This window comes from uncultured Coprobacter sp. (assembly GCF_947855755.1).
Taxonomy (GTDB): Bacteria; Bacteroidota; Bacteroidia; order Bacteroidales; family Coprobacteraceae; genus Coprobacter.
The window spans coordinates 1-20,127 of the sequence record NZ_CANUAR010000009.1; the positions used below are offsets into that span (position 1 = coordinate 1).

Below are 20,127 nucleotides of genomic sequence, written 5' to 3' on the forward strand. Positions count from 1 at the left end.
CCGTTTCCATCGAAGAAAGCAGGCTGCTTTCCGTGTGTAACGGCTTGGGCTTGGTCTGTTTCTCCAACAGTTCAATACCGGAAAGCGGCAGACTGTTACCGTCCTGCATCACAGGCAAAGTGGCGTTATCTTCCCCGTCCTCTTTTTCTGCGAATACGGCACGCCATCCGGCAGATTTGGTTACAGACCCTTTGACGGTGAAAAGCGACCCTGCACATTCCAGCGTTACACTGGTAACGTCTTTGACGCATTTTTCAGAAAAGGCTTCCAACATCCGTCCGGCTATCAGTTCATAGATTGCCTGTTCGTCCGTTTCCATCTTGCCGGGCAGATTTTCCGTTACTATCAAAGCGTGGTGGTCTGTTACCTTGCCATCATTTACAGAACGTAGGTTTAAGGCTTTGCCTTTCATCCCTGCGACATACCCGGAAAAGCGGGTGTACTGCTCCAAATTAATAAACCGTTCCGGGATTTCCTCGAATACATCCTGTGATATGTAACGGCTTCCGGTTCGGGGATAGCTGATAAGTTTACCCTCGTATAATTTTTGTGCGATGGATAATGTCTTGTCTGCGGAAAAATTCAGTTTCGTATTCGCTTCCTTTTGCAGCGTGGTAAGGTCATAGAGCAAGGGCGGTTCTTGGCTCACTTCCTTATGCTCTACGGATTTCACCCGTACCGTTTCCGCTTCCTTTATCCTTTGCAACGTGTTGATGGCGGTCTGCTGTGCATCGTTTTTTTCTACGGATAGGGCAGAAAAAGAGATATTGTCCTTTACCGACTGTAATTTCAGTTGCCAATATTTTTGCGGAACAAAGTCCTTGTTCTCCCAAAAGCGGGTACATATCATTGCCAACGTGGGCGACTGTACCCGTCCCAAAGAGAATATTCCTTGTCCGGCTGCCACGCTTAAAGCCTGTGTACCATTTATGCCAATTAAATAATCCGCTTCGCTGCGTGCCTGCGCCGAAAGGAAAAGGTTATCATACAGGCTGCCGGCTTTCAGGTTTTGCAGTCCCTCACGGATTGCCTTGTCCGTAAGGCTGCTTATCCATAAGCGGACAAAGGGCTTGTTGCATCCGATATACTGGTAGATGTAGCGGAAGATAAGTTCCCCCTCTCTTCCTGCATCCGTAGCGACTATTATCTTGTCCGACTGGCTGAATACCTCTTTGATTACCTTTAGCTGTTTTAACGCTCCGAGGTCAGCCTTGTACCCCTTATCCGCTTTCACTTGCCGGGGTGTAAGTTGAAAACTCTCCGGGATGATGGGCAGGCTTTCCCGGCGGAAACTCTGTATGCCGTATGCTTCCGACATTGCCAAACCTACAAGATGGCCGAACGCCCAGGTAACGAGATACCCGTTACCTGAAAGATAGCCATCCTGTTTTTCATTCGCTCCTAAAATACGGGCAATATCCCTTGCCACGCTTGGTTTTTCTCCGATTACTGCAATCATTCTAATTTCGATTTTAATTGTTCCACTTCTTTTTGTTTTAGGATTTTCCGGTCATAGTAGATGTGATAACCATCTACATAAAATTGTCGGTTCTGCTCGTCTATGGCTTTCCAGTCCGTTTTGTAACAGGCAAAGAGAAACAGGACGAAACCGATAACCGGGATAAGGATTAATACCGCTATCATCTTTTGCGTCCCCTGCTTTGTTTGGGTTTGTCCGTCTGCTCCTGCTTCTCCTTTTTATCCTGTTTGGTTTTCTGTTTTTCAGTGGGCTTGTCCTGACCCTTTTTCAAGGGTTCTTTCACTTTCTTGGTGGCTTCGTTGGTCTTGCCCTCCGAATTGACCGCTACCTGTGTGCGGTTCTTGCTTGCCGGAGTAATCTCTTTCACGGCGGAACGGTCAAAACTGGGATTGTCGCTGTAAAAGCCGAGTTTCTTCTTGTCATGGTTCACCTGTATATAAGCATCGTATTCGACCCCTCTCTTGTCTTTCAGCCCGGCAACAAAGATGGTCTTGTCATTGACTAAATCCTGCTGTTGCTGGCGGGATAGTTCTATTCCTGAAATGCTCTTGGGGATGGTTACACCGTCACTGGTAACAAGGCTGTTCGGCTGCTCCTGTTTCTGCCGTTGCTCCTGTGATTGTTTGGCATTGGGATAGATAAATTCCAGACTTTTCTTGTCAGCATTGACCTGAACGGTAGCTGAAAAAGGATTTTTACGGTTAGAAATCATATTTTTAAGGAATACTCCCTTTCCCTCCCGTAAGGCTTGCTGCTGTTCCTTACTAAGTTTGACACCCTTTATTTCATCAGGGATTTGGACGCTGCTTGCACGCATGGAAACCAGTTCATTCGTCACCTTATCCACACTGACGAAAGAAGGTATCATTTCCCCCGTGATATAGTTTTTCAGGTTTACGATCCGTCCCATATTGCCCGTTTCAAGAAGATTGGCTTTATCCTCTTTGGAAAATTCATGCCCGAAGAACGGACGTTCAAGTTCCGGCTTTTGGCGGATGCCGTGTATCGCCAAAACCACATTCCCGTCCTTGTCATGCCGGAAAGATAGGCGTGCGTCCAGTTTCATAATGGCAGAATTGTAGTTCCCTGCGATGGAGAACGCACCGGGTGACTTGTACCCCCTTAACATGGGTTCTAAGGCTTTTGCCTTTTCAAGCTGTTCTTTGGAAAGGCCGAAATTTTTCAGGGCTTCCCAGTCCACCTTGTCAGGATCGATAACATACTTGCTTTTGTCAGGTTGCTGCGGTGCTTGCGCCGTCGCTTCCTGCTGCGGTTGCTGTACCTGCTGTTGCGTTTGGTTCGGTTGTTCGTTCTTCACTTCCTGTTTCTGTGTTTCGGGTGTTACCCGGTAGCGTGCTATGTCCGCTTCATTTTCGGGTGTCGGATGGTCGAAGTTGTCCCTGATTATCGGTGTAATCTTGGGAAGTTCAATTTTGGGGATTTTGAAGAAGTTAAAACGGGTCGGGTTCTTCAACTGGTTCATCATGTTGGAAAAGAAGTTGGAAAAGAAATCGCCGTGACGGTCGAATTTCAGAAGTTCGCTGTTATTCTCCGGTGCTACGGTTTGGAGTTCCCCGTTTTCATCCACGCCTTTCACTGCGCTGATTGTCTTTTTCTCCTTATCCAGTACAAGAAGAATATCCATCATCTGTTCGTCAGTGGTGGATTGGCTGGCTGTGTTTACATCCATAACTTTTTGAATTTTAGTGAGTAAATAAAAATTTCGGAAGTAAAAGTAAGGATGAAATAGAGTATATTTAAGGATTTGGGAATAGGTGGCTTTATTAGTCCTCGTTTGGCTTCATTTGTCCTCACTGAATGAAGAAAGGTCGGAAAGGACAGTCTCGTTGTTTTTAAGGGGCTTTTTATTACTTTTTTGTAGCAAATTTACTTTGTAATATTTGTCTAAATCAAATATAATCATGATATTTGCAAAAAACATCAATAATCAAACTAATGACGCAAATAAATAGACTAAAGGTAGTGCTTGTAGAACAGAGCCGAACAGGGAAATGGTTAGCAGAAACATTAGGCAAGAATGAAGCAACTATTTCTCGATGGTGTACTAATGAATCACAACCATCACTTGAAATGTTAGTGGAAATTGCCAAAGTCCTAAATATAGATGTTAAGGATTTGCTTTTTTCAACAAAAAGATAATAAAAAAGTCAAATTACAAGAATGAGTAAATGGCTTAAAAATAATGCACTACCCATGGGATGGGTTAAAATTTCTCTTAGAGATATTTTAACATTAGAGTATGGGAAAAGTCTAATTGCGTTAGATAGAGAAAATGGATTTTATAAAGTTTGGGGTTCTAATGGCATTGTTGGTACTCATAACAATTTTTTAGTTGAAGGTCCTGTAATTATTGTTGGTAGAAAAGGCTCAGTTGGAACAGTAAATTACTCTGCAGAGAATTGTTGGCCAATTGATACAACGTATTATATAAACTCAATCAAATCTCTTTCTCCTCAATTTGTATTCTACCTACTCCAACATTTAAATTTACCAGGTTTAGATAAATCAACAACTATACCAGGCCTTAACCGGGAAAGTGTATATTCCCAGAATATATTACTACCACCATTAAACGAACAATATCGGATAGTTGAAAAAATAGAAGAATTATTCAGTGAAATAGAAAATGTCGAAACAAATATATATGATATAAAACAACGTCTTGATTTCTATTGGCAAACTATATTGCACTATGCTTTTTGTGGTCACTTATCACAAGAGTGGCAAGTTGGAGAAATAGTAAATAATAACTCTGAATCCTTTAATTCAATTTATGAAATACCACCAACGTGGAAATGGGTGGAGTTAGATACATATGCTAATTTTATTGGTGCAGGTTCAACTCCGAAAGGAGGCAGAAGCATTTATATTCACAGTGGAATTCCATTCATTCGTAGTCAAAATGTTTTACATTATTCTTTAAACTTAGATGATGTCGTTTATATAACTGATGAAATAAATGAAAAAATGTCACGGACACAAACTCAAATAAATGATGTTTTGCTCAATATTACAGGTGCTTCAATTGGTCGATGTACTTATATCCCAGACAGTCTTGAACAAGCAAATGTAAATCAGCATGTTTGCATTATACGGACAAAGCCTAATCTTTTGTACAAATATTTATCTCTGTATCTTAATTCACCTGCGATTCAACATTTAATCAAAAAATGGAGTTCAGGAGCTACCCGTGAAGCATTAACCATTAGTCAAATTAAGAGTATTCCTCTTCCAATGTGTTCGTTGGAAGAACAAGAATTTATTGTTTCGGAATTAGAATCTCAACATACTATTTTAGAGCATATCAAAAAAACGTTAGAAAAGAAAATTGACCAAATTCAGATGTTAAAACAATCAGTTTTAAATAAAGCATTTACAGGTAGGCTTGTGTCTCAAAATTCAAATGATGAATCTGCATTTGAACTATTAAAGAAAATCAAAGCGGAACGGCTTGAATTTGCAGAAAGCAAACCAAAAGAGAAGAAAGTAAAAAAAAATAAAGAAAAAATGGAACGAACAAAGTCAGTTCTTGAACTATTGAAAGAAGCTCAAAAGCCTGTCCCTGCAAAAGAGCTTTGGCAACAGTCTAAACATTGGGAAAGTATTGATGATTTTTATGCAGAACTAAAATCAATAAGCGATTCTCTTGAGCAAATCAAGTCAAAAACAGAAATTTTATTGTCGTTGAAAAAATGAGAATACATAAAGTTTACATAGAAAAATTCAAGAATCTCCAACAGTTTGAGATAAGTCTGAACTCAAATGAGATGAATACTGTCTTATTAGGACAAAATGCGACTGGTAAATCTAACTTTATTGAAGCACTTGTTCTTATTTTTAAGTATCTTGATTTAGAGAAAGAGCCACCCAAAGAGATAAATTTAAAATATGAGATCGAATACGAATGTCGAGGTAAAAAAATATTTGTGGACTATTTAAATGGAAAATATGGTTTTAATATTGGTAGCCGGCATGTCATTGATGGAGAAGAAGTTTGGCTTACAGAAACAAAAGGTTTATCCAAAACAGAATTTTTCCGCAAAAAGAATGAATATTTGCCTAAATATGTATTCACTTACTATTCGGGAATTAGCAATCGTTTAAAAGATCATTTTGATGAGCATCAAAAAAAATTTTATGATAAAATTATTGATGTCGATACGACAAAAGATAATGTTGACGAATTACGCCGTTTATTTTATGTTCAGTTAGTTCATTCGTATTTTGTACTTATGGCTTTCTTCACATATGAAACAAATGAAACCAAACAATTTCTTCAAAAGTACTTATTTATTGAAGATTTGGAATCTATCTTATTTAAGTTCCAACGGCCATATTTTGCTGCTAATAAGAGATTTCAAAATTTATTTATGTGGGGAGCAAAAGGTTTGGTTCGAGAGTTTCTAGACAAACTATGGGAATTGTCATTAGCACCGATTGATATTGAGGAACCATATAAAGAATCGTTCCGCGATAAAGGGAATAAAAAGAGAGAATTCCTTTACTTATTCATCCAAGATAAAGATAAGCTACAAACACTCGCAAAGTTTTATCGAGGTGGAAATACAGAGTTATTTAAAGCATTAGAAAGCACATATATATCTGATTTAATCTATGAAGTTAAGGTTCGCATAAAAAAGCGAAATGTAGATGGTAATATTACATTTAAGGAATTAAGCGAAGGTGAACAACAACTTCTAACAGTATTAGGTTTATTAAGATTCACAAGAGACGAAGAAACCCTTATTTTATTAGATGAACCTGATACACATCTTAATCCACTTTGGAAATGGGAATATTTGGATTTATTGAAGGCAGTGGTAAAAAAAGATACTAATACAGATAATGAAGATGATACTACCCAAGTGATTTTGAACACTCATGACCCCTTAGTTATTGGGAGCATGGACAAAAATCAAGTGCGCATATTCAAAAGGGATTCTGAAACTGGTAAAATTACAGCTGAACAACCCGACATTAGTCCTAAAGGTCTTGGTGTAGCAGGTATTTTGACAAGTGAATTATTTGGATTGCCAACTATTTTAGATAAAGAAACTCAAGAAAAATTAAACAGGAAGCGTTTTTTACAAGGGAAATTGATTCGTAACGACATAACAGAAAAAGAGATCAAAGAATATAATATTCTCCGTAAAGAAATGGAAGAACTTGGTTATTATGAACAGATAGAAGATGCAATGTTCAGAGACTATATTGCTGAAATGTCTAAATTTGAAATTTTTCAAAAAGTTGAATTCACAGACGATGAACAAAAATTTCTTCAACAAGAAAGCAAAAGAGTTATTGAGCAAATCTTAAAAAAGAACAATAAAATATGAGATTTATTCCTATAGACAATTTGCCAGCTGAATATGATAATATCAATGGTGTTGGTAGTTTTGCATTATGGTTGGCAGAAGCAGAATCTCATCTAAATAATATTAGAAATTTAGCGCCTGCAGAAAGAGGAGCATATTGGTCTAAACATTCCATTTGGACAAAGTTATATTCTACGTTATCTGCAATGTCAGGTAATAAGTGTTGGTATTCTGAAGCTCCAGAAAATTCAGGAGAGTGGGAAATAGATCATTTTAGACCTAAAGCTCAGTCCAAGCAAGAAAATAAAATTATTATTAGAGATGATGGTTATTGGTGGTTATCTTACCATTGGAAGAATTTTAGATTGGCAGGTTCTTTAGTGAACAAATTGCGTAAAGATAGATTTACGAATAATAATGAAGTGTTTGGTAAAGGAAATTTTTTCCCTTTAGAAAATGGTTCTCCTATTGCGCAAATAGGTGATTTGTATTGTACTTGTGAACGGCCTATGTTGCTTGATCCAACAAAAGTAAGAGATTGTTCCTTGTTAACTTTTGATGAAAGTGGAGAATCATTCCCACGTTATTCGTTAGGAGAAGATTTTATAAAGCATGAAAGAGCAAAAATATCTATCAATTATTATGGGCTTAATCATACACCGATCAAAAGAGGAAGAGCTATGATTTGGCAAAAGTGCGAACGATTAATCGATGAAACAAATAATTTTTTATCTGTATATATTAACCAACCTCAAGACATGGAATCGAAGATAAGTTCTTGTTATTCAGCATTGGTCGAACTCACAGATAAAAATGCACCTTATTCAATGGTTGCAAGAAATTTTTTAACAATAAAGGCTAAACAATATGGTTGGCTGGAAGAAATAATTACAGTAATGGGATAAGATTATATATGGAAACAAATCAATTAGTAGATAAAATATGGAGATTTTGTGATACTCTTCGTGATGATGGTGTTACTTATGGTGATTATTTGGAACAAATAACATATCTTTTGTTCCTTAAAATGGCAGATGAATATTCATCCGGCAAAGAATCAAAAAATTACAATATCCCCAAAGGTTGTGAATGGAGTATATTAAAGAAATATGATGTTAGTGTAATCTCATATGAGTACCAAAATATATTAGATGCTCTTGCGAATACAGGAGGCATGATAAAAAAGATTTTCACCAATGCTCAAAATAAAATCAGTGATGCAAAAAAATTAAAGAAGCTGATTGAATTTATTGATGAGGAATCTTGGGTATCAGAATCGACAGACGTAAAAGGAGATATATACGAAGCATTACTTCAAAAAAATGCAGAAAATAGTGGTGCGGGACAATATTTTACTCCACGTTCTGTAATCAAGACAATGGTAGAATGTGTCTGTCCTCGATTAGACCAAACTATAGCTGACCCTTCTTGCGGAACCGGTGGTTTTTTTTTAGGTGCATTAGAATATATACATAAAACGAATAAAAATATATCATTAAAAGATGCAGATAATTTAAAATTTCGCACTTTTCATGGATGGGAGATTGTGGATGAAACAGCTCGTTTATGTTTGATGAATTTGTTCTTACATGGAATAGGAGATTTGATTAATACTCCAGAAATAGAGGTTGTAGATAGTCTGAAAGAAGAACCTCAAAAAAAATTCAATATTGTGTTAGCCAATCCACCATTCGGCAAAAGTAGTAGTGACATTCCCACTAATGACATTAAAAAAACAGAAAAAGATAGTCATTATTATTATCGAAGTGATTTTTGGACAACAACAAGTAATAAGCAGTTAAGTTTTCTGCAACACATTGTATCTATGCTGGATAATAATGGGATAGCAGCTGTTGTATTGCCTGATAATGTTCTGTTTGAAGGTGGTGCTGGAGAAGTTATAAGGAAAGAATTATTGGAAAAAGTGAATTTACATACAATTCTTCGGTTACCTACAGGTATTTTTTATGCAAATGGAGTAAAGGCGAATGTTTTATTCTTTCAAAAAGGCTCTAAAACGCAAGAAATATGGTACTACGATTATCGGACAAATGTAAATCGAACACTAAAGAAAAAGCCATTAAGATTTGAAGATTTGAAAGAATTTATTTCACTTTATCTTGCATCTAATAGAAAAGAAACGTGGAGTGAATATAACCCTGATGGCCGTTGGAGAAAATTTTCAGTTAATGAAATAATTTCACGAGAAAAAATAAATTTGGATATATTTTGGCTCAAGGATGAAAACTATATTGATTTAAATAATTTACCTGAACCTGAAGAAATAATTGATAAAATCTATCAAGATCTGGAAAGTGTGTTGCGAAGTATCCAAACTATTAAAGATAGCTTATTAGAAAGAACAGACTAAAATCAGAGGTTGTCTACAGAATATATTTAAGACAGTACCGTTCTGCTTAGTCCAGATGAACTTCTAATCTAAAACTAACTACCCTCATCTGCAATAAAAATAGCCCTATCATTACCTCAAAATGGAGTTTGATAGGACTATTTTATGTTTATCTCTTACAATCCTTAATTTTCTAGGTACTTAGTTTAGTTTTGACACACCTTTTAAATAACAAAAACGAAATCAGTAATGAATCTTGTTAAGAATAATATTTTTCTCCGTTTATTATTCCTCACCGTCTTTAATCAAATGGCATAAATCCGGGGTATGTTTTATCCGTTCCATTTCGTCCGTGACAATCTGCTGGACTTCCTGCTTGACCCGGTTATAATTTGCCTGTATTTCTTCCTGCATACAGTCGTTCCCGTCCTCGTCCCTAAAATCTATAATTTGGGGTAGCTTCTTATATTGGGCTGTTTCCCGTTTCACCTTATCATTATCCACCACAATTTCGCAATGAAATATTTTCTGCTCTATCCGTTCATCGAAATTGTCGCTGACCGCACCCACGAACATACCCTGCGTTAAGTTGGATATTTTACTGGGTGGTATCAGGCTATCCATCTGCGTACTGATTGAGGTTGATTTATCATTCCGGTTGATAGTCATGCTTTGCCGTTTTTGCAGCACCTTTCCGAAACGGTCTGAAAGTGTTTTAGCCGTTTCTGAAACCACCTGACCGGAAAAGATATTACCTACTGTATTTTCGATTACACGACTTTCCTTATCCCCATAATCCCGGCGTAACTGGCTGAAATCCTGAAAGCCTAAACAGACCGCTACCTTATTGCTCCGTGCCGTTGCTATCAGGTTATCCAGTCCCCGAAGATATACTGTCGGCAACTCGTCAATTATCACGGAACTTTTGAGTTGGTGCTTTTTGTTTATCAGTTTCACGATACGGGAATTATACAGTCCCAAAGCACAGGAATAGATGTTTTGGCGGTCGGGATTATTGCCTACCACCAATATCTTAGGTTCTTCCGGATTGTTTATATCCAGTGAAAAGTCATCCCCTGTCATTACCCAATACAAGGCGGGTGAGATCATCCTCGAAAGCGGAATTTTAGCACTTGCAAGCTGCCCCTGTAACTGATCTTGCGCATTGGATTCCCATGCGTCCATGAACGGTGAAAGATAGTTTTCCAGTTCGGGATAACTCGTTAATATCGTGAATGTATCGGCATATTTCTTGTTTAGAAATTCGATAGCGTGCGGGAATGTACAGTACTTACCACCCTGATAGATGCGCAAATACCAAATGATAGAAGCCAGCAGGATAATCGGGCTTTCTACAAAAAAGTCCCCCTGCTTCGTGATCCAACTGCGGTTCAAATTTAACATTATCGTATAACTGGCTTCGTATGCGTCCGATATGTCGGTCATAAATGCCGGATTTATCGGGTTGCATCGGTGGCTTTTACGTGGGTCGTCAAAGTTAATGATATAAAATTTAGGTTTTACCTTATATCCGTCCAAATGGTTAAGCAAGTGGTTATAAGCTATTTCCGACAAATCAGGAAATTTGTAGTCATACAGATACATTGCGAAGCCTTTTTCAATTTGCTGTTTGATAAATTGATTGATAACACAAAAAGACTTGCCACTGCTCGGATTTCCAACAACGATGGACGCACGTTGGGGCGATACAACGTTTATCCATCCATCGTTCCACTTCTTATTATAATAAAACCGGGTGCGGAGATTTACAGAATACTCGTTTTCTATCAGGCGTGTTTCCTGTGCGAAACTTTCATTTTCTATATTAAATACATCATCCATCAGGTTATTTTTCAATAAGCGTGAAATCCATACTCCGGCAGCCAACAGCGAAAGATACCCGGCTGTCATGGTAAAGATATACAATGCCGTGTTTGCCGCCAGTGGCAACGGCAGAACCAACAGCCACCAATTCAGGAAAAACAGGATAAAACCGATTATCAGGAACGCATAAATTTTGTTCCATGTGATTTTTTCCTCTTTCACTCCCTTTGTACCCAAACAAGAAAGCGCAAGGAATACCACTGAAAAAAGTTTGGTGTACAGGATATTGGAGAACAACCCGGCGGTACGCTGGAAGTTCAGCAGGATTTTATCGATTACTCCGATATTGATACCCCACTCCCGGAACGACTGGTAACAAAACCAGTAAATGTTTATGACCACAAATAAAATACTGATTGCCCGCATAAAGTCCATGACCTTTGCAAGTCCTCTTAAATCATCTTCATTCTGCATAATTGAAATTTTTAGGATTACTAAATACGTCTTTGTTTCTTCTTTTTTTTCTTCTTGGGTGGCGGAACTAGGCTGTTATCGGGCGGTGTATCATCCCCGCCGGATAACAAGCCGAACAGTCCGGCAACGGTTTTACCCGTCCCCTCCGAAAGATGCCCGGTCGGGTTATTCCCTTGCATATGTTCCTGCATTTCCGCTTTGCTATTTCCCGTAGCAAGAGTACGGGAGCCAGTAAACAGGTCGTTGAACACATTGGCGGAAAAGTCCTTTCCCAACCATGAACCGTTCAGGACGGTACGGTTTTCATGGTCGATGAATGTTACACCGTATATCCTGCCCGTATCGTTCTGCCGGAACAGTACATCTATGCCTTTCCCTTTCAAGTCCGTAATAAACTGTTCCCGATTGCGGGCAGATTTCATCACTGCACCAACCGTCCGGCGGGTACGCTCTTTCAGGTTCTTGTCCTGAATGTCCTTTGCGGATTTTTGGATGTGCCGTTGGATGGCTTCGTAACCTACCGACTTTCCCAAAGAAGAAGATTTGAACGGGTTTCCCTGCTTTTCTCCTTTGTCATTGGTTGCCGAATAGACAATACCGTTATAAGGTTTGCCGTTCACTTCCCCTTTCACTTCCTCCGCTTGTACATTATATATAGATAGCAGGGCTTTGTACTCGGTGAAACTCTGGAAACGGTAACTTCCTGCAAGGGCTTTCACCGTATTGGATAACTGGTGTTTTACGTCCCCTGCCCGGTAGTCCACCTTTTTGAGTTCAGGACGTTCGGCTGCCTGTTTCTTCTCTGCCGGATGCAGCCCGTACTTCTGTTCCAGTTCACGGGTGATTTGCTTGCTGCGGATATGCTCGAACTTGTCGTTTATCTTTTTACCCGTATCATCTACCCGGATGGAAACAATATGGATGTGATGCCTTGCAATATCGCAGTGCTTGTAAACCATATACGGCTGATTGCCGTACCCCAACTTATCCATATATTCTTTGGCAATATCCGCAAGCTGGCTGTCGGAAAGCACATCGTCCGGGTGCGGGTTCAGGGAGATATGGATAATCGGTTTTTCCGTTTTCAGGTCGGCGGGCAGGTGCATATCGAAACATTCCATACATCGCCGGATGCTGAAATTCCCGTCCTCGCTCTCGAACATACGGTTGCTTAAAAGTACCTTTCCCTGCTCTTCGTCCACCTTGTTTTGGTTGTAGGAAAGCGCACCGAACAGGGAACTGCCTACGCTTATCTTTGCAACCATCTTGTTTCAAACTCACGGGTAAGCTCAATAATTTGGCGGTTCAGGTCGGCAAGTTCCATCGTTGCCTTTTCCAGTTTATAGAGAAATGCGAGTGCTTTCTTCTCTGAAAAATTGGTATTGAGAGCCTTTACCACCTGATTGTAATTCACGGCGACACCCCTGTACTGGGAATACAAAGCGGTTAGCCGGGTATAATATTCGACTGCCGCCTTGTCGATTTTTATCACTTTGAACGGTTCGCCGAAGATGCGGGCGGTGATAAAGTGCGCTTTCGTGCGCATACCGGACTGGTCGAACAACGCCAAAAAGCGAGCGTGGTCTATCGCATTGAAGCTGATAGAGTACCTGAACACTGCCGGGTCTGCTTTGGGCTTTCGTCCTGCGCCACCCGGACGGGGCGCATTTTCATTTTTCTGTTTCATGCTTCTTTCTTTAAAGGGTTACGACTTCGGAGTGACCCTATCCCGGCTTCGTCCGGGCAAGGCGTTCAAAGCTGCTGAAAGAATTGTAAGCTGCTTAGAACACACCTTGCTATTTGCCAGTGCAAATAAAAATCCGCCTACGGACGGATTGGGGTTAGCGGATATTGGAACGCTCCCGGCGGCGGGGGCTTGGTTAGCCTGACCGATACCTTTCGGTTGCAAAGTAACGGGTATTAAAAATACTGTGAAATAGCGGGTTATAGGACAAATGAGGACAAACGGGGACATTTGAGGAAACCTTTCAAAAGGGGTTGTTTTTCTGTGTTTATTTGTCCCGGATTTAAGAAAGAAAGCAATATGGATATATTGAAATATGCAGCGAAATGCGGACGGAAAGAAAGCGGATTTGAAAACTTGAAAACAAGATTTCAAGATTGCAATCTTTCAGGAGAGCAAGAAAACAAACCGGATGGAATGATTGAAAAAAAACAGCCTTTCAATCGGGAAAGAAAACGGTCTGCAAAGAAAGCAGTCCGTCTTTGCGGAAAGATGGAAAGAAAAGAAGCAGACAAGGACACAAGAAAGCAAGATAATAAGACAAAAGTATTTCCGTCTTTCCTGCTGGCACGAATGAATGAAAGCAAACCATCCGGCAACCTGCACGGATGGAAAACAATAAAGATGTATCACAATAAATCAGTATTACAATGAAGAAAGAAACCTTGTATGTGGCTTTCTCCACCCAAAAGGGTGGGGTCGGCAAAACAACGTTCACCGTGTTGGTGGCAAGTTACCTGTATTACCTGAAAGGGTATAATGTGGCGGTAGTGGATTGCGACTACCCGCAACATAGTATCAGTGCCATGCGCAAACGGGATGCCGAACAAGTGAACGGGGATGATTATTACAAACAGCTTGCCTTTCACCAGTTCAAGACACTGGGAAAGAAAGCGTACCCGGTGCTGTGCAGTTCGCCGGACGAAGCGATAAAAACGGCGGATGAATTTCTTGCGTCTGCCGGGATGGACTACGATGTAGTCTTTTTCGACCTGCCCGGAACGGTGAACAGTGAGGGCGTTATCCATTCCCTTTCAGGGATGGATTATATTTTTACCCCCATAGCCGCCGACCGGGTGGTGTTGGAAAGCAGCCTTTCCTTTGCGGTGGCTATCCATAAACTACTGGTAAAGAATGAAGCGTGCAGACTGCAAGGGCTGCACCTGTTTTGGAACATGGTAGATGGCAGGGAAAAAACAGACCTCTATACCCTGTATGAGCAGACCATCGGAGAACTGGAACTGCCCCTTATGAAAGTATTTATCCCGGACACCAAGCGGTTCAAGAAAGAACTGGACGCACAGCGTAAAACCGTGTTCCGTTCCACGCTGTTCCCGGCGGACAAACGGCTGGTAAAGGGCAGCAACATGGAAGAACTGATAACCGAAATCGCATACCTTATAAAACTGTAACGATATGGCAAAGCAAAGCGGCGGGAAACCGCAAATTGACGAGGATTTTATGAAAGAGATTATTTCACAGGGCTTGCCCGTGAAGAAACAGGAAACGCCAACAGTGACGGTGAAAACGGAAATAGAAACACCGGATAAACCGGATGATAAAACGTGTGCAGTGGAAACGGCAGATAAACCGGAAATCAAGGCAGAACCAAAGGAAGAAAAGGCATTGAAAGAATCTGCACGCCGGAAAAAGAACGCTCCGGGTGACTACCGGGAAACCTACTTCATGCGGGTGGATTTGACCGACCGCCAGCCGTTATACGTCAGCCGTACCACCCATGAAAAGCTGATGAAGATAGTAACCGTTATTGGCGGACGCAAGGCAACCGTAAGCAGCTATGTAGAAAATATCCTGCTCCGGCATTTCGACCAGTTTCAGGACGAGATAAACGAACTGTACGAAAGCAAATTTGAAAAGCCGTTCTGATATGTTGAAATGGTTTATTATCGGAACGCTCCTGTATTACGCCGTTCTCTTATGGCGATACCGGGATAGCTTGGGAACATGGTTTACGGGTAGGAAAAAGCAGCCGGAACAACTGGAAAGCAAACCGACCGTGAAAGCCGGAAATGGTGATTGCCTCGTAGGTGCAAGCCGTTACCGGATGGGACAAATGAGGACAAACGGGGACATCTTAGGACATCTTTCAAACGGGGTTGATAATGCTTCTATATTTGTCCCGCAAAGCGATGAAGCGGTGGAAGAAACGCCTGATAACAAACAGGTGGAAAATGAAAATACCGATACCCTACAAGCGATTGAAACCGAGTTTGAAATGGAGTTTGAAACGGAAGAAACGGATGTTTCGCCAGATGAAATCGAAGCGGAAGAAATCGCCTGTTACATGGGGGACGGTGAGCCTGAAATGGCACAGGGTATCACGCTGGGGGAACTGGGGCAAATGGTACAGGTCATTCAGATAAAACAAGCACCCGAAGCGGAAGAACGGCAAGCGGTACAGACCATCTGCCGGACGGAAACAAACCTCTTTCATTCGCTGGTGGAACAGATTAACGGGGGCAGGTCACGGGTAGCGGAGCTTTTACAAAAGCATGAGATACCCGTACCCGTCACCGTCCCGGCTGCCGGAAATGATGAAATGGCAGCCTTTGAGATGAACGATTTTCTTTAATAGTAAACTTTAAATAACAAGATAATGAAACAAAGAGAGTACGGTTAAGACAAACCTTTTAGAACATGGGGAACATTCCCCGCAACCACAAAAATTCAATTATTAATCACTCCGCCGGGCGGACTATCCAACCGTCCGGCAATTTAAAAATCAATGTATTTATAATGAAAAAGAAAGTTCTCTTTTCGGCAGCCGTTCTTTTGGCTACATCCTCCGCTTTTGCACAGGGTAACGGCATGGCGGGTATTACCGAAGCTACCAACATGGTAACCAGTTATTTCGACCCGGCGACAAAGTTAATTTACGCTATCGGTGCGGTGGTCGGCTTGATTGGCGGAGTGAAAGTATATGGCAAGTTTTCTTCGGGCGACCCTGATACCAGTAAAACGGCGGCTTCATGGTTCGGTGCGTGTATCTTTTTGATTGTGGCTGCCACCATCTTACGTTCATTTTTCCTCTAAAAGAACGGATTATGGCAGACTATCCGATTAACAGGGGGATAGGCAAGCCAGTTGAGTTTAAAGGGCTGAAAAGCCAGTATCTTTTCATTTTTGCGGGCGGGCTGTTAACCCTGTTCGTGCTTTTCATCATCATGTACATGGTGGGTATCAACCAATGGGTGTGCATCGTCTTCGGCGTTACTTCGGCAACGCTGCTTGTATGGCTCACATTCCGGCTGAACGAGAAGTACGGGACACACGGGTTAATGAAATTGTCCGCACGCAAAAGCCACCCTTTCCATATCATCAACCGCAAAGCCATATCCCGATTATTCCATTTAAAACAAGCATCGAAATGAGAAATATATTGAAAGCTACCACGCTGGAAAACAAGTTTCCACTGTTCACGGTGGAAAACGGGTGCATCGTTTCCAAAGATGCCGATATAACAGTGGCGTTCCGGGTGGAACTACCCGAACTGTTCACCGTCACGGCAGCCGAATACGAAGCGATACATTCCTCTTGGAACAAGGCGGTAAAGGTGCTGCCCGATTACAGCATCGTACACAAACAGGACTGGTTCATCAAAGAGAACTATGCACCTGACATCCAAAAGGATGATTTGAGTTTCCTTTCCCGTTCCTTTGAACGCCATTTCAATGAACGACCGTTCTTGAACCATACCTGCTATTTGTTCCTGACGAAAACGACAAAGGAACGCAGCCGGATGCAGAGCAATTTTTCCACTCTTTGCCGGGGCTTCCTTGTCCCCAAAGAGATAAAGGATAAGGAAACGGTTACAAAGTTCCTCGAAGCGGTGGGGCAGTTTGAAAGCATTATGAACGATAGCGGTTTCATTACCCTTACCCGTCTGACTTCGGACGAGATAACCGGGACAAGGAAAACGGCGGGTATCGTGGAGAAATACTTTTCACTCTCACAGACCGATACCACCACACTGAAAGATATTTCACTGGGTGCTGACGAAATGAAGATTGGCGATGATATTCTTTGCCTGCATACCCTTTCGGATGCAGAAGATATGCCGGGAAAAGTAGGCACGGATACCCGTTATGAAAAGCTATCCACTGACCGGAGCGATTGCCGTTTGTCGTTTGCTTCCCCGGTGGGTGTGCTGCTCTCCTATAACCATATTTATAACCAGTATATCTTCATTGACGACCATACGGAGAACTTGAAACAGTTTGAAAAGATGGCTCGCAATATGCACTCCCTTTCCAAATACAGCCGTGCCAATCAGATAAACAAGGCTTGGATAGAGGAATATTTGAACGAAGCCCATTCACAGGGGCTTATTTCCGTGCGATGCCATTGCAATATCATGGCGTGGAGTGACGACCGGGACGAATTAAAGCACATTAAAAATGATGTGGGGTCACAGCTCGCACTTATGGAATGCAAGCCACGCCATAACACCACCGACACGCCGACCCTGTTTTGGGCGGGAATACCCGGCAACCAGGCGGACTTTCCGGCGGAAGAAAGTTTCTATACATTCATCGAACAGGCTCTTTGCCTGTTCACCGAAGAAACGAACTACAAAAGTTCACTTTCTCCCTTTGGTATCAAGATGGTGGATAGGGTCACAGGAAAGCCGTTGCACATTGATATTTCAGATTTACCCATGAAGCGGGGCATTATTACCAATCGTAACAAGTTCATACTTGGGCCGAGTGGTAGCGGCAAGTCATTCTTTACCAATCACATGGTACGCCAGTATTATGAACAAAATGCACATGTGCTGTTGGTCGATACCGGAAACAGTTACTTGGGGCTGTGTGAAATGATTAACCGAAAAACGCACGGGGAAGATGGGATATATTTTACCTATACCACCGAAAATCCGATAGCGTTCAATCCTTTCTATGTGGAAGATGGGGTATTTGATATTGAAAAGAAAGAAAGTATCAAAACGCTTATCCTGACCCTGTGGAAAAGAGACGATGAAGCACCCACACGGGCGGAAGAAGTGGCTTTGTCAAACGCTGTAAGTTCCTATATCGAACTGATTACTAAGGACAGTTCGATTACTCCCTGCTTTAATACGTTCTATGAATATGTGAGGAATGACTACCGGGCGCACCTGCAAGAAAAGAACGTCCGGGAAAAGGATTTTGATATAGATAACTTCCTGAATGTATTAGAGCCTTACTATAAAGGCGGCGAATACGATTACCTGTTGAACTCCGACAAAGAGCTTGATTTACTGCATAAACGCTTCATTGTCTTTGAGTTGGATAATATCAAAGACCACAAAATCCTGTTCCCGATTACTACGATTATCATCATGGAAGTATTTATTTCCAAAATGCGTAAACTAAAGGGTATCAGGAAATTAATATTGATAGAAGAAGCGTGGAAAGCGATTGCATCGGCGAATATGGCGGATTACATAAAATACCTTTACAAAACGGTTAGAAAGTATTTCGGCGAAGCGATTGTTGTTACCCAAGAGGTCGAAGATATTATTTCCTCACCCATTGTAAAAGAGAGTATTATAAACAATTCTGATTGTAAGATACTGCTCGACCAACGGAAGTACCTTAATAAATTCGATAGCATACAGAACCTTTTGGGACTGACCGACAAGGAACGTTCACAGGTGCTTTCCATCAACCTTGCCAACCATCCCAACCGGAAATATAAGGAAGTTTGGATAGGCTTGGGCGGTACACAATCCGCCGTATATGCCACAGAAGTGAGTTTGGAAGAATATTACACGTTCACAACGGAAGAAACGGAAAAGATGGAACTTTTCGCCTTGTCTGAAAAGTTGGGCGGCAACCTCGAACTGGCTATCAAACGGCTTGCCGAAAGCAAGCGCAATCCTGAAAAATAATCAATCAACAATTTAAAAATCAATCAGTATGAAACATTTAAAATTTTTGTTTCCGGTGCTGCTATGCACCTTGTTACTGGGGTTTTCTTCCTGTAAGGAAACAAACGCCGACCGTCTTAGGGCGATGCGTGGCGACTGGAAAAGTGTAAAAAATCGTCCGGCATTTACCCTTTTTGAAGAAAATGGGCATTACCGGGTAACGACCTATCGAAAGACCTACCGGGGGACTGTCCAAACGGAAACCTATCAGATTTCAGAACAGGACGGAAACTTGTTCATCGAAACGGGGCTTTCCGTCTTGCTGACCTACGACAAAGAGAACGACCGGATTCTGCTTTCACCCGGCGGAGAATACAAACGGAGTAAACAACCAATAAAGAAATAAGCGTATGAGAACAAAGATTATAATGCTGCTCGTAGTATGCAGCCTGTTTGCTGGAAAGGTAAGTGTACAGTGGGTGGTGAGTGACCCCGGCAATTTGGCGCAAGGGATTATCAATGCGTCAAAGAACATCGTACAGACATCATCCACCGCACAGAACATGATAAAGAATTTTCAGGAAACGGTAAAGATTTATCAACAAGGTAAAGAATATTACGATGCCTTAAAATCAGTGCATAACCTTGTCAAAGATGCCCGGAAAGTACAAAAGTCCATCCTGCTTATCGGGGAGATTTCCGATATATACGTGAACAGTTTTCAGAAGATGCTTTCGGATGAAAACTATACACCGGACGAACTTTCGGCGATTGCTTACGGCTATACCCAACTGTTGCAGGAAAGTTCCGATGTACTGGAAGAAATGAAAAGCGTGGTGAACATCAACGGGCTTTCCATGTCGGACAAGGAACGGATGGACGTAATCGACCGGACGTATAACGCCATCAGGAACTATCGGGACTTGGTGAGTTATTATACCCGCAAGAATATTTCCGTTTCCTACCTGCGGGCGAAAAAGAAAAAGGACACCGACCGGGTAATGGCTCTTTACGGCTCGGCGGATGAACGTTACTGGTAACCTCTAA

21 protein-coding genes are annotated in these 20,127 nt (G+C 41.4%); 14 read left to right on the forward strand and 7 right to left on the reverse strand.

Features of this window, described 5'->3' with window-relative positions; genetic code table 11:
• The 3 genes from Q0093_RS06650 to Q0093_RS06660 all read right to left on the reverse strand — a co-directional run.
• On the reverse strand, positions 1-1,459 hold a 1,459-nt coding region (locus Q0093_RS06650), incomplete at its 3' end, for a DNA topoisomerase (RefSeq protein WP_297929152.1).
• Positions 1,456-1,644, reverse strand: a complete 189-nt coding sequence (locus tag Q0093_RS06655) for a hypothetical protein (protein WP_297929154.1) — start codon at positions 1,642-1,644, stop codon at positions 1,456-1,458. The genes Q0093_RS06650 and Q0093_RS06655, both read right to left, overlap by 4 nt.
• Complete coding sequence (locus tag Q0093_RS06660) at positions 1,641-3,170, reverse strand: DUF3945 domain-containing protein (RefSeq protein WP_297929156.1); 1,530 nt, start codon at positions 3,168-3,170, stop codon at positions 1,641-1,643. Before Q0093_RS06660 ends, Q0093_RS06655 begins: the two co-directional genes overlap by 4 nt.
• 266 nt (positions 3,171-3,436) lie before the next feature.
• Here Q0093_RS06660 and Q0093_RS06665 point away from each other — a divergent pair, with 266 nt between their 5' ends.
• The 5 genes from Q0093_RS06665 to Q0093_RS06685 are packed head-to-tail and all read left to right on the forward strand — an operon-like array spanning position 3,437 to position 9,187.
• Positions 3,437-3,640, forward strand: coding sequence for a helix-turn-helix transcriptional regulator (locus Q0093_RS06665; protein WP_297929298.1), 204 nt, complete (start codon positions 3,437-3,439; stop codon positions 3,638-3,640).
• A gap of 21 nt (positions 3,641-3,661) precedes the next feature.
• Positions 3,662-5,197 (forward strand): restriction endonuclease subunit S, encoded by a 1,536-nt coding sequence (locus Q0093_RS06670; protein WP_297929158.1) that lies wholly within the window; start codon positions 3,662-3,664, stop codon positions 5,195-5,197.
• Positions 5,194-6,837, forward strand: coding sequence for an AAA family ATPase (locus Q0093_RS06675; RefSeq protein ID WP_297929160.1), 1,644 nt, complete (start codon positions 5,194-5,196; stop codon positions 6,835-6,837). The genes Q0093_RS06670 and Q0093_RS06675 overlap by 4 nt, the downstream gene beginning before the upstream one ends.
• On the forward strand, positions 6,834-7,721 hold the full coding sequence (locus Q0093_RS06680; protein WP_297929163.1) for a hypothetical protein: 888 nt from the start codon (positions 6,834-6,836) through the stop codon (positions 7,719-7,721). The genes Q0093_RS06675 and Q0093_RS06680 overlap by 4 nt, the downstream gene beginning before the upstream one ends.
• Positions 7,722-7,729: 8 nt before the next feature.
• On the forward strand, positions 7,730-9,187 hold the full coding sequence (locus Q0093_RS06685; RefSeq protein ID WP_297929164.1) for a class I SAM-dependent DNA methyltransferase: 1,458 nt from the start codon (positions 7,730-7,732) through the stop codon (positions 9,185-9,187).
• A gap of 264 nt (positions 9,188-9,451) precedes the next feature.
• On the opposite strand, the gene mobC is transcribed toward Q0093_RS06685, so the two are convergent.
• From mobC to Q0093_RS06705, 4 genes are read right to left on the reverse strand one after another with little or no spacing between them, the layout of a single operon-like run.
• Positions 9,452-11,464: a conjugal transfer protein MobC gene (gene mobC / locus Q0093_RS06690; protein ID WP_297929166.1), complete on the reverse strand. Its 2,013-nt coding sequence runs from the start codon at positions 11,462-11,464 to the stop codon at positions 9,452-9,454.
• A gap of 20 nt (positions 11,465-11,484) precedes the next feature.
• Positions 11,485-12,729 (reverse strand): conjugal transfer protein MobB, encoded by a 1,245-nt coding sequence (gene mobB / locus Q0093_RS06695; RefSeq protein WP_297929168.1) that lies wholly within the window; start codon positions 12,727-12,729, stop codon positions 11,485-11,487.
• Positions 12,714-13,151 carry a conjugal transfer protein MobA gene (mobA, locus tag Q0093_RS06700; RefSeq protein ID WP_225549082.1) on the reverse strand — a complete coding sequence of 146 codons (438 nt, stop codon included), beginning with the start codon at positions 13,149-13,151 and terminating at the stop codon, positions 12,714-12,716. Before mobA ends, mobB begins: the two co-directional genes overlap by 16 nt.
• An 18-nt stretch (positions 13,152-13,169) precedes the next feature.
• Complete coding sequence (locus tag Q0093_RS06705; protein WP_297929172.1) at positions 13,170-13,439, reverse strand: hypothetical protein; 270 nt, start codon at positions 13,437-13,439, stop codon at positions 13,170-13,172.
• A 69-nt stretch (positions 13,440-13,508) separates the two neighbouring features.
• On the opposite strand from Q0093_RS06705, the gene Q0093_RS06710 reads away from it, so the two are divergent.
• The 9 genes from Q0093_RS06710 (at position 13,509) to Q0093_RS06750 (ending at position 20,120) form a co-directional block, all read left to right on the forward strand.
• Positions 13,509-13,862 (forward strand): hypothetical protein, encoded by a 354-nt coding sequence (locus tag Q0093_RS06710; protein ID WP_191033173.1) that lies wholly within the window; start codon positions 13,509-13,511, stop codon positions 13,860-13,862.
• Positions 13,859-14,620, forward strand: a complete 762-nt coding sequence (locus Q0093_RS06715; RefSeq protein ID WP_297929174.1) for a ParA family protein — start codon at positions 13,859-13,861, stop codon at positions 14,618-14,620. The genes Q0093_RS06710 and Q0093_RS06715 overlap by 4 nt, the downstream gene beginning before the upstream one ends.
• A gap of 4 nt (positions 14,621-14,624) precedes the next feature.
• Positions 14,625-15,095, forward strand: a complete 471-nt coding sequence (locus tag Q0093_RS06720; RefSeq protein ID WP_297929176.1) for a DUF3408 domain-containing protein — start codon at positions 14,625-14,627, stop codon at positions 15,093-15,095.
• Position 15,096: 1 nt separating this feature from the next.
• Positions 15,097-15,801, forward strand: a complete 705-nt coding sequence (locus Q0093_RS06725) for a hypothetical protein (RefSeq protein WP_297929300.1) — start codon at positions 15,097-15,099, stop codon at positions 15,799-15,801.
• 164 nt (positions 15,802-15,965) lie between these two features.
• The gene (locus Q0093_RS06730; protein WP_297929302.1) at positions 15,966-16,262 is read left to right on the forward strand and encodes a DUF4134 domain-containing protein; all 297 of its coding nucleotides are present in this window, start codon (positions 15,966-15,968) and stop codon (positions 16,260-16,262) included.
• Between the two features lie 11 nt (positions 16,263-16,273).
• Positions 16,274-16,600: a DUF4133 domain-containing protein gene (locus Q0093_RS06735; RefSeq protein WP_297929178.1), complete on the forward strand. Its 327-nt coding sequence runs from the start codon at positions 16,274-16,276 to the stop codon at positions 16,598-16,600.
• Positions 16,597-19,101, forward strand: coding sequence for a TraG family conjugative transposon ATPase (locus tag Q0093_RS06740; RefSeq protein ID WP_297929180.1), 2,505 nt, complete (start codon positions 16,597-16,599; stop codon positions 19,099-19,101). The genes Q0093_RS06735 and Q0093_RS06740 overlap by 4 nt, the downstream gene beginning before the upstream one ends.
• A gap of 28 nt (positions 19,102-19,129) precedes the next feature.
• On the forward strand, positions 19,130-19,486 hold the full coding sequence (locus Q0093_RS06745; protein WP_028897896.1) for a DUF3876 domain-containing protein: 357 nt from the start codon (positions 19,130-19,132) through the stop codon (positions 19,484-19,486).
• A 4-nt stretch (positions 19,487-19,490) separates the two neighbouring features.
• Entirely contained in the window at positions 19,491-20,120 is a 630-nt protein-coding gene (locus Q0093_RS06750; RefSeq protein ID WP_297929184.1) for a DUF4141 domain-containing protein, read from the forward strand.
• The last annotated feature ends 7 nt before the right edge of the window (positions 20,121-20,127 follow it).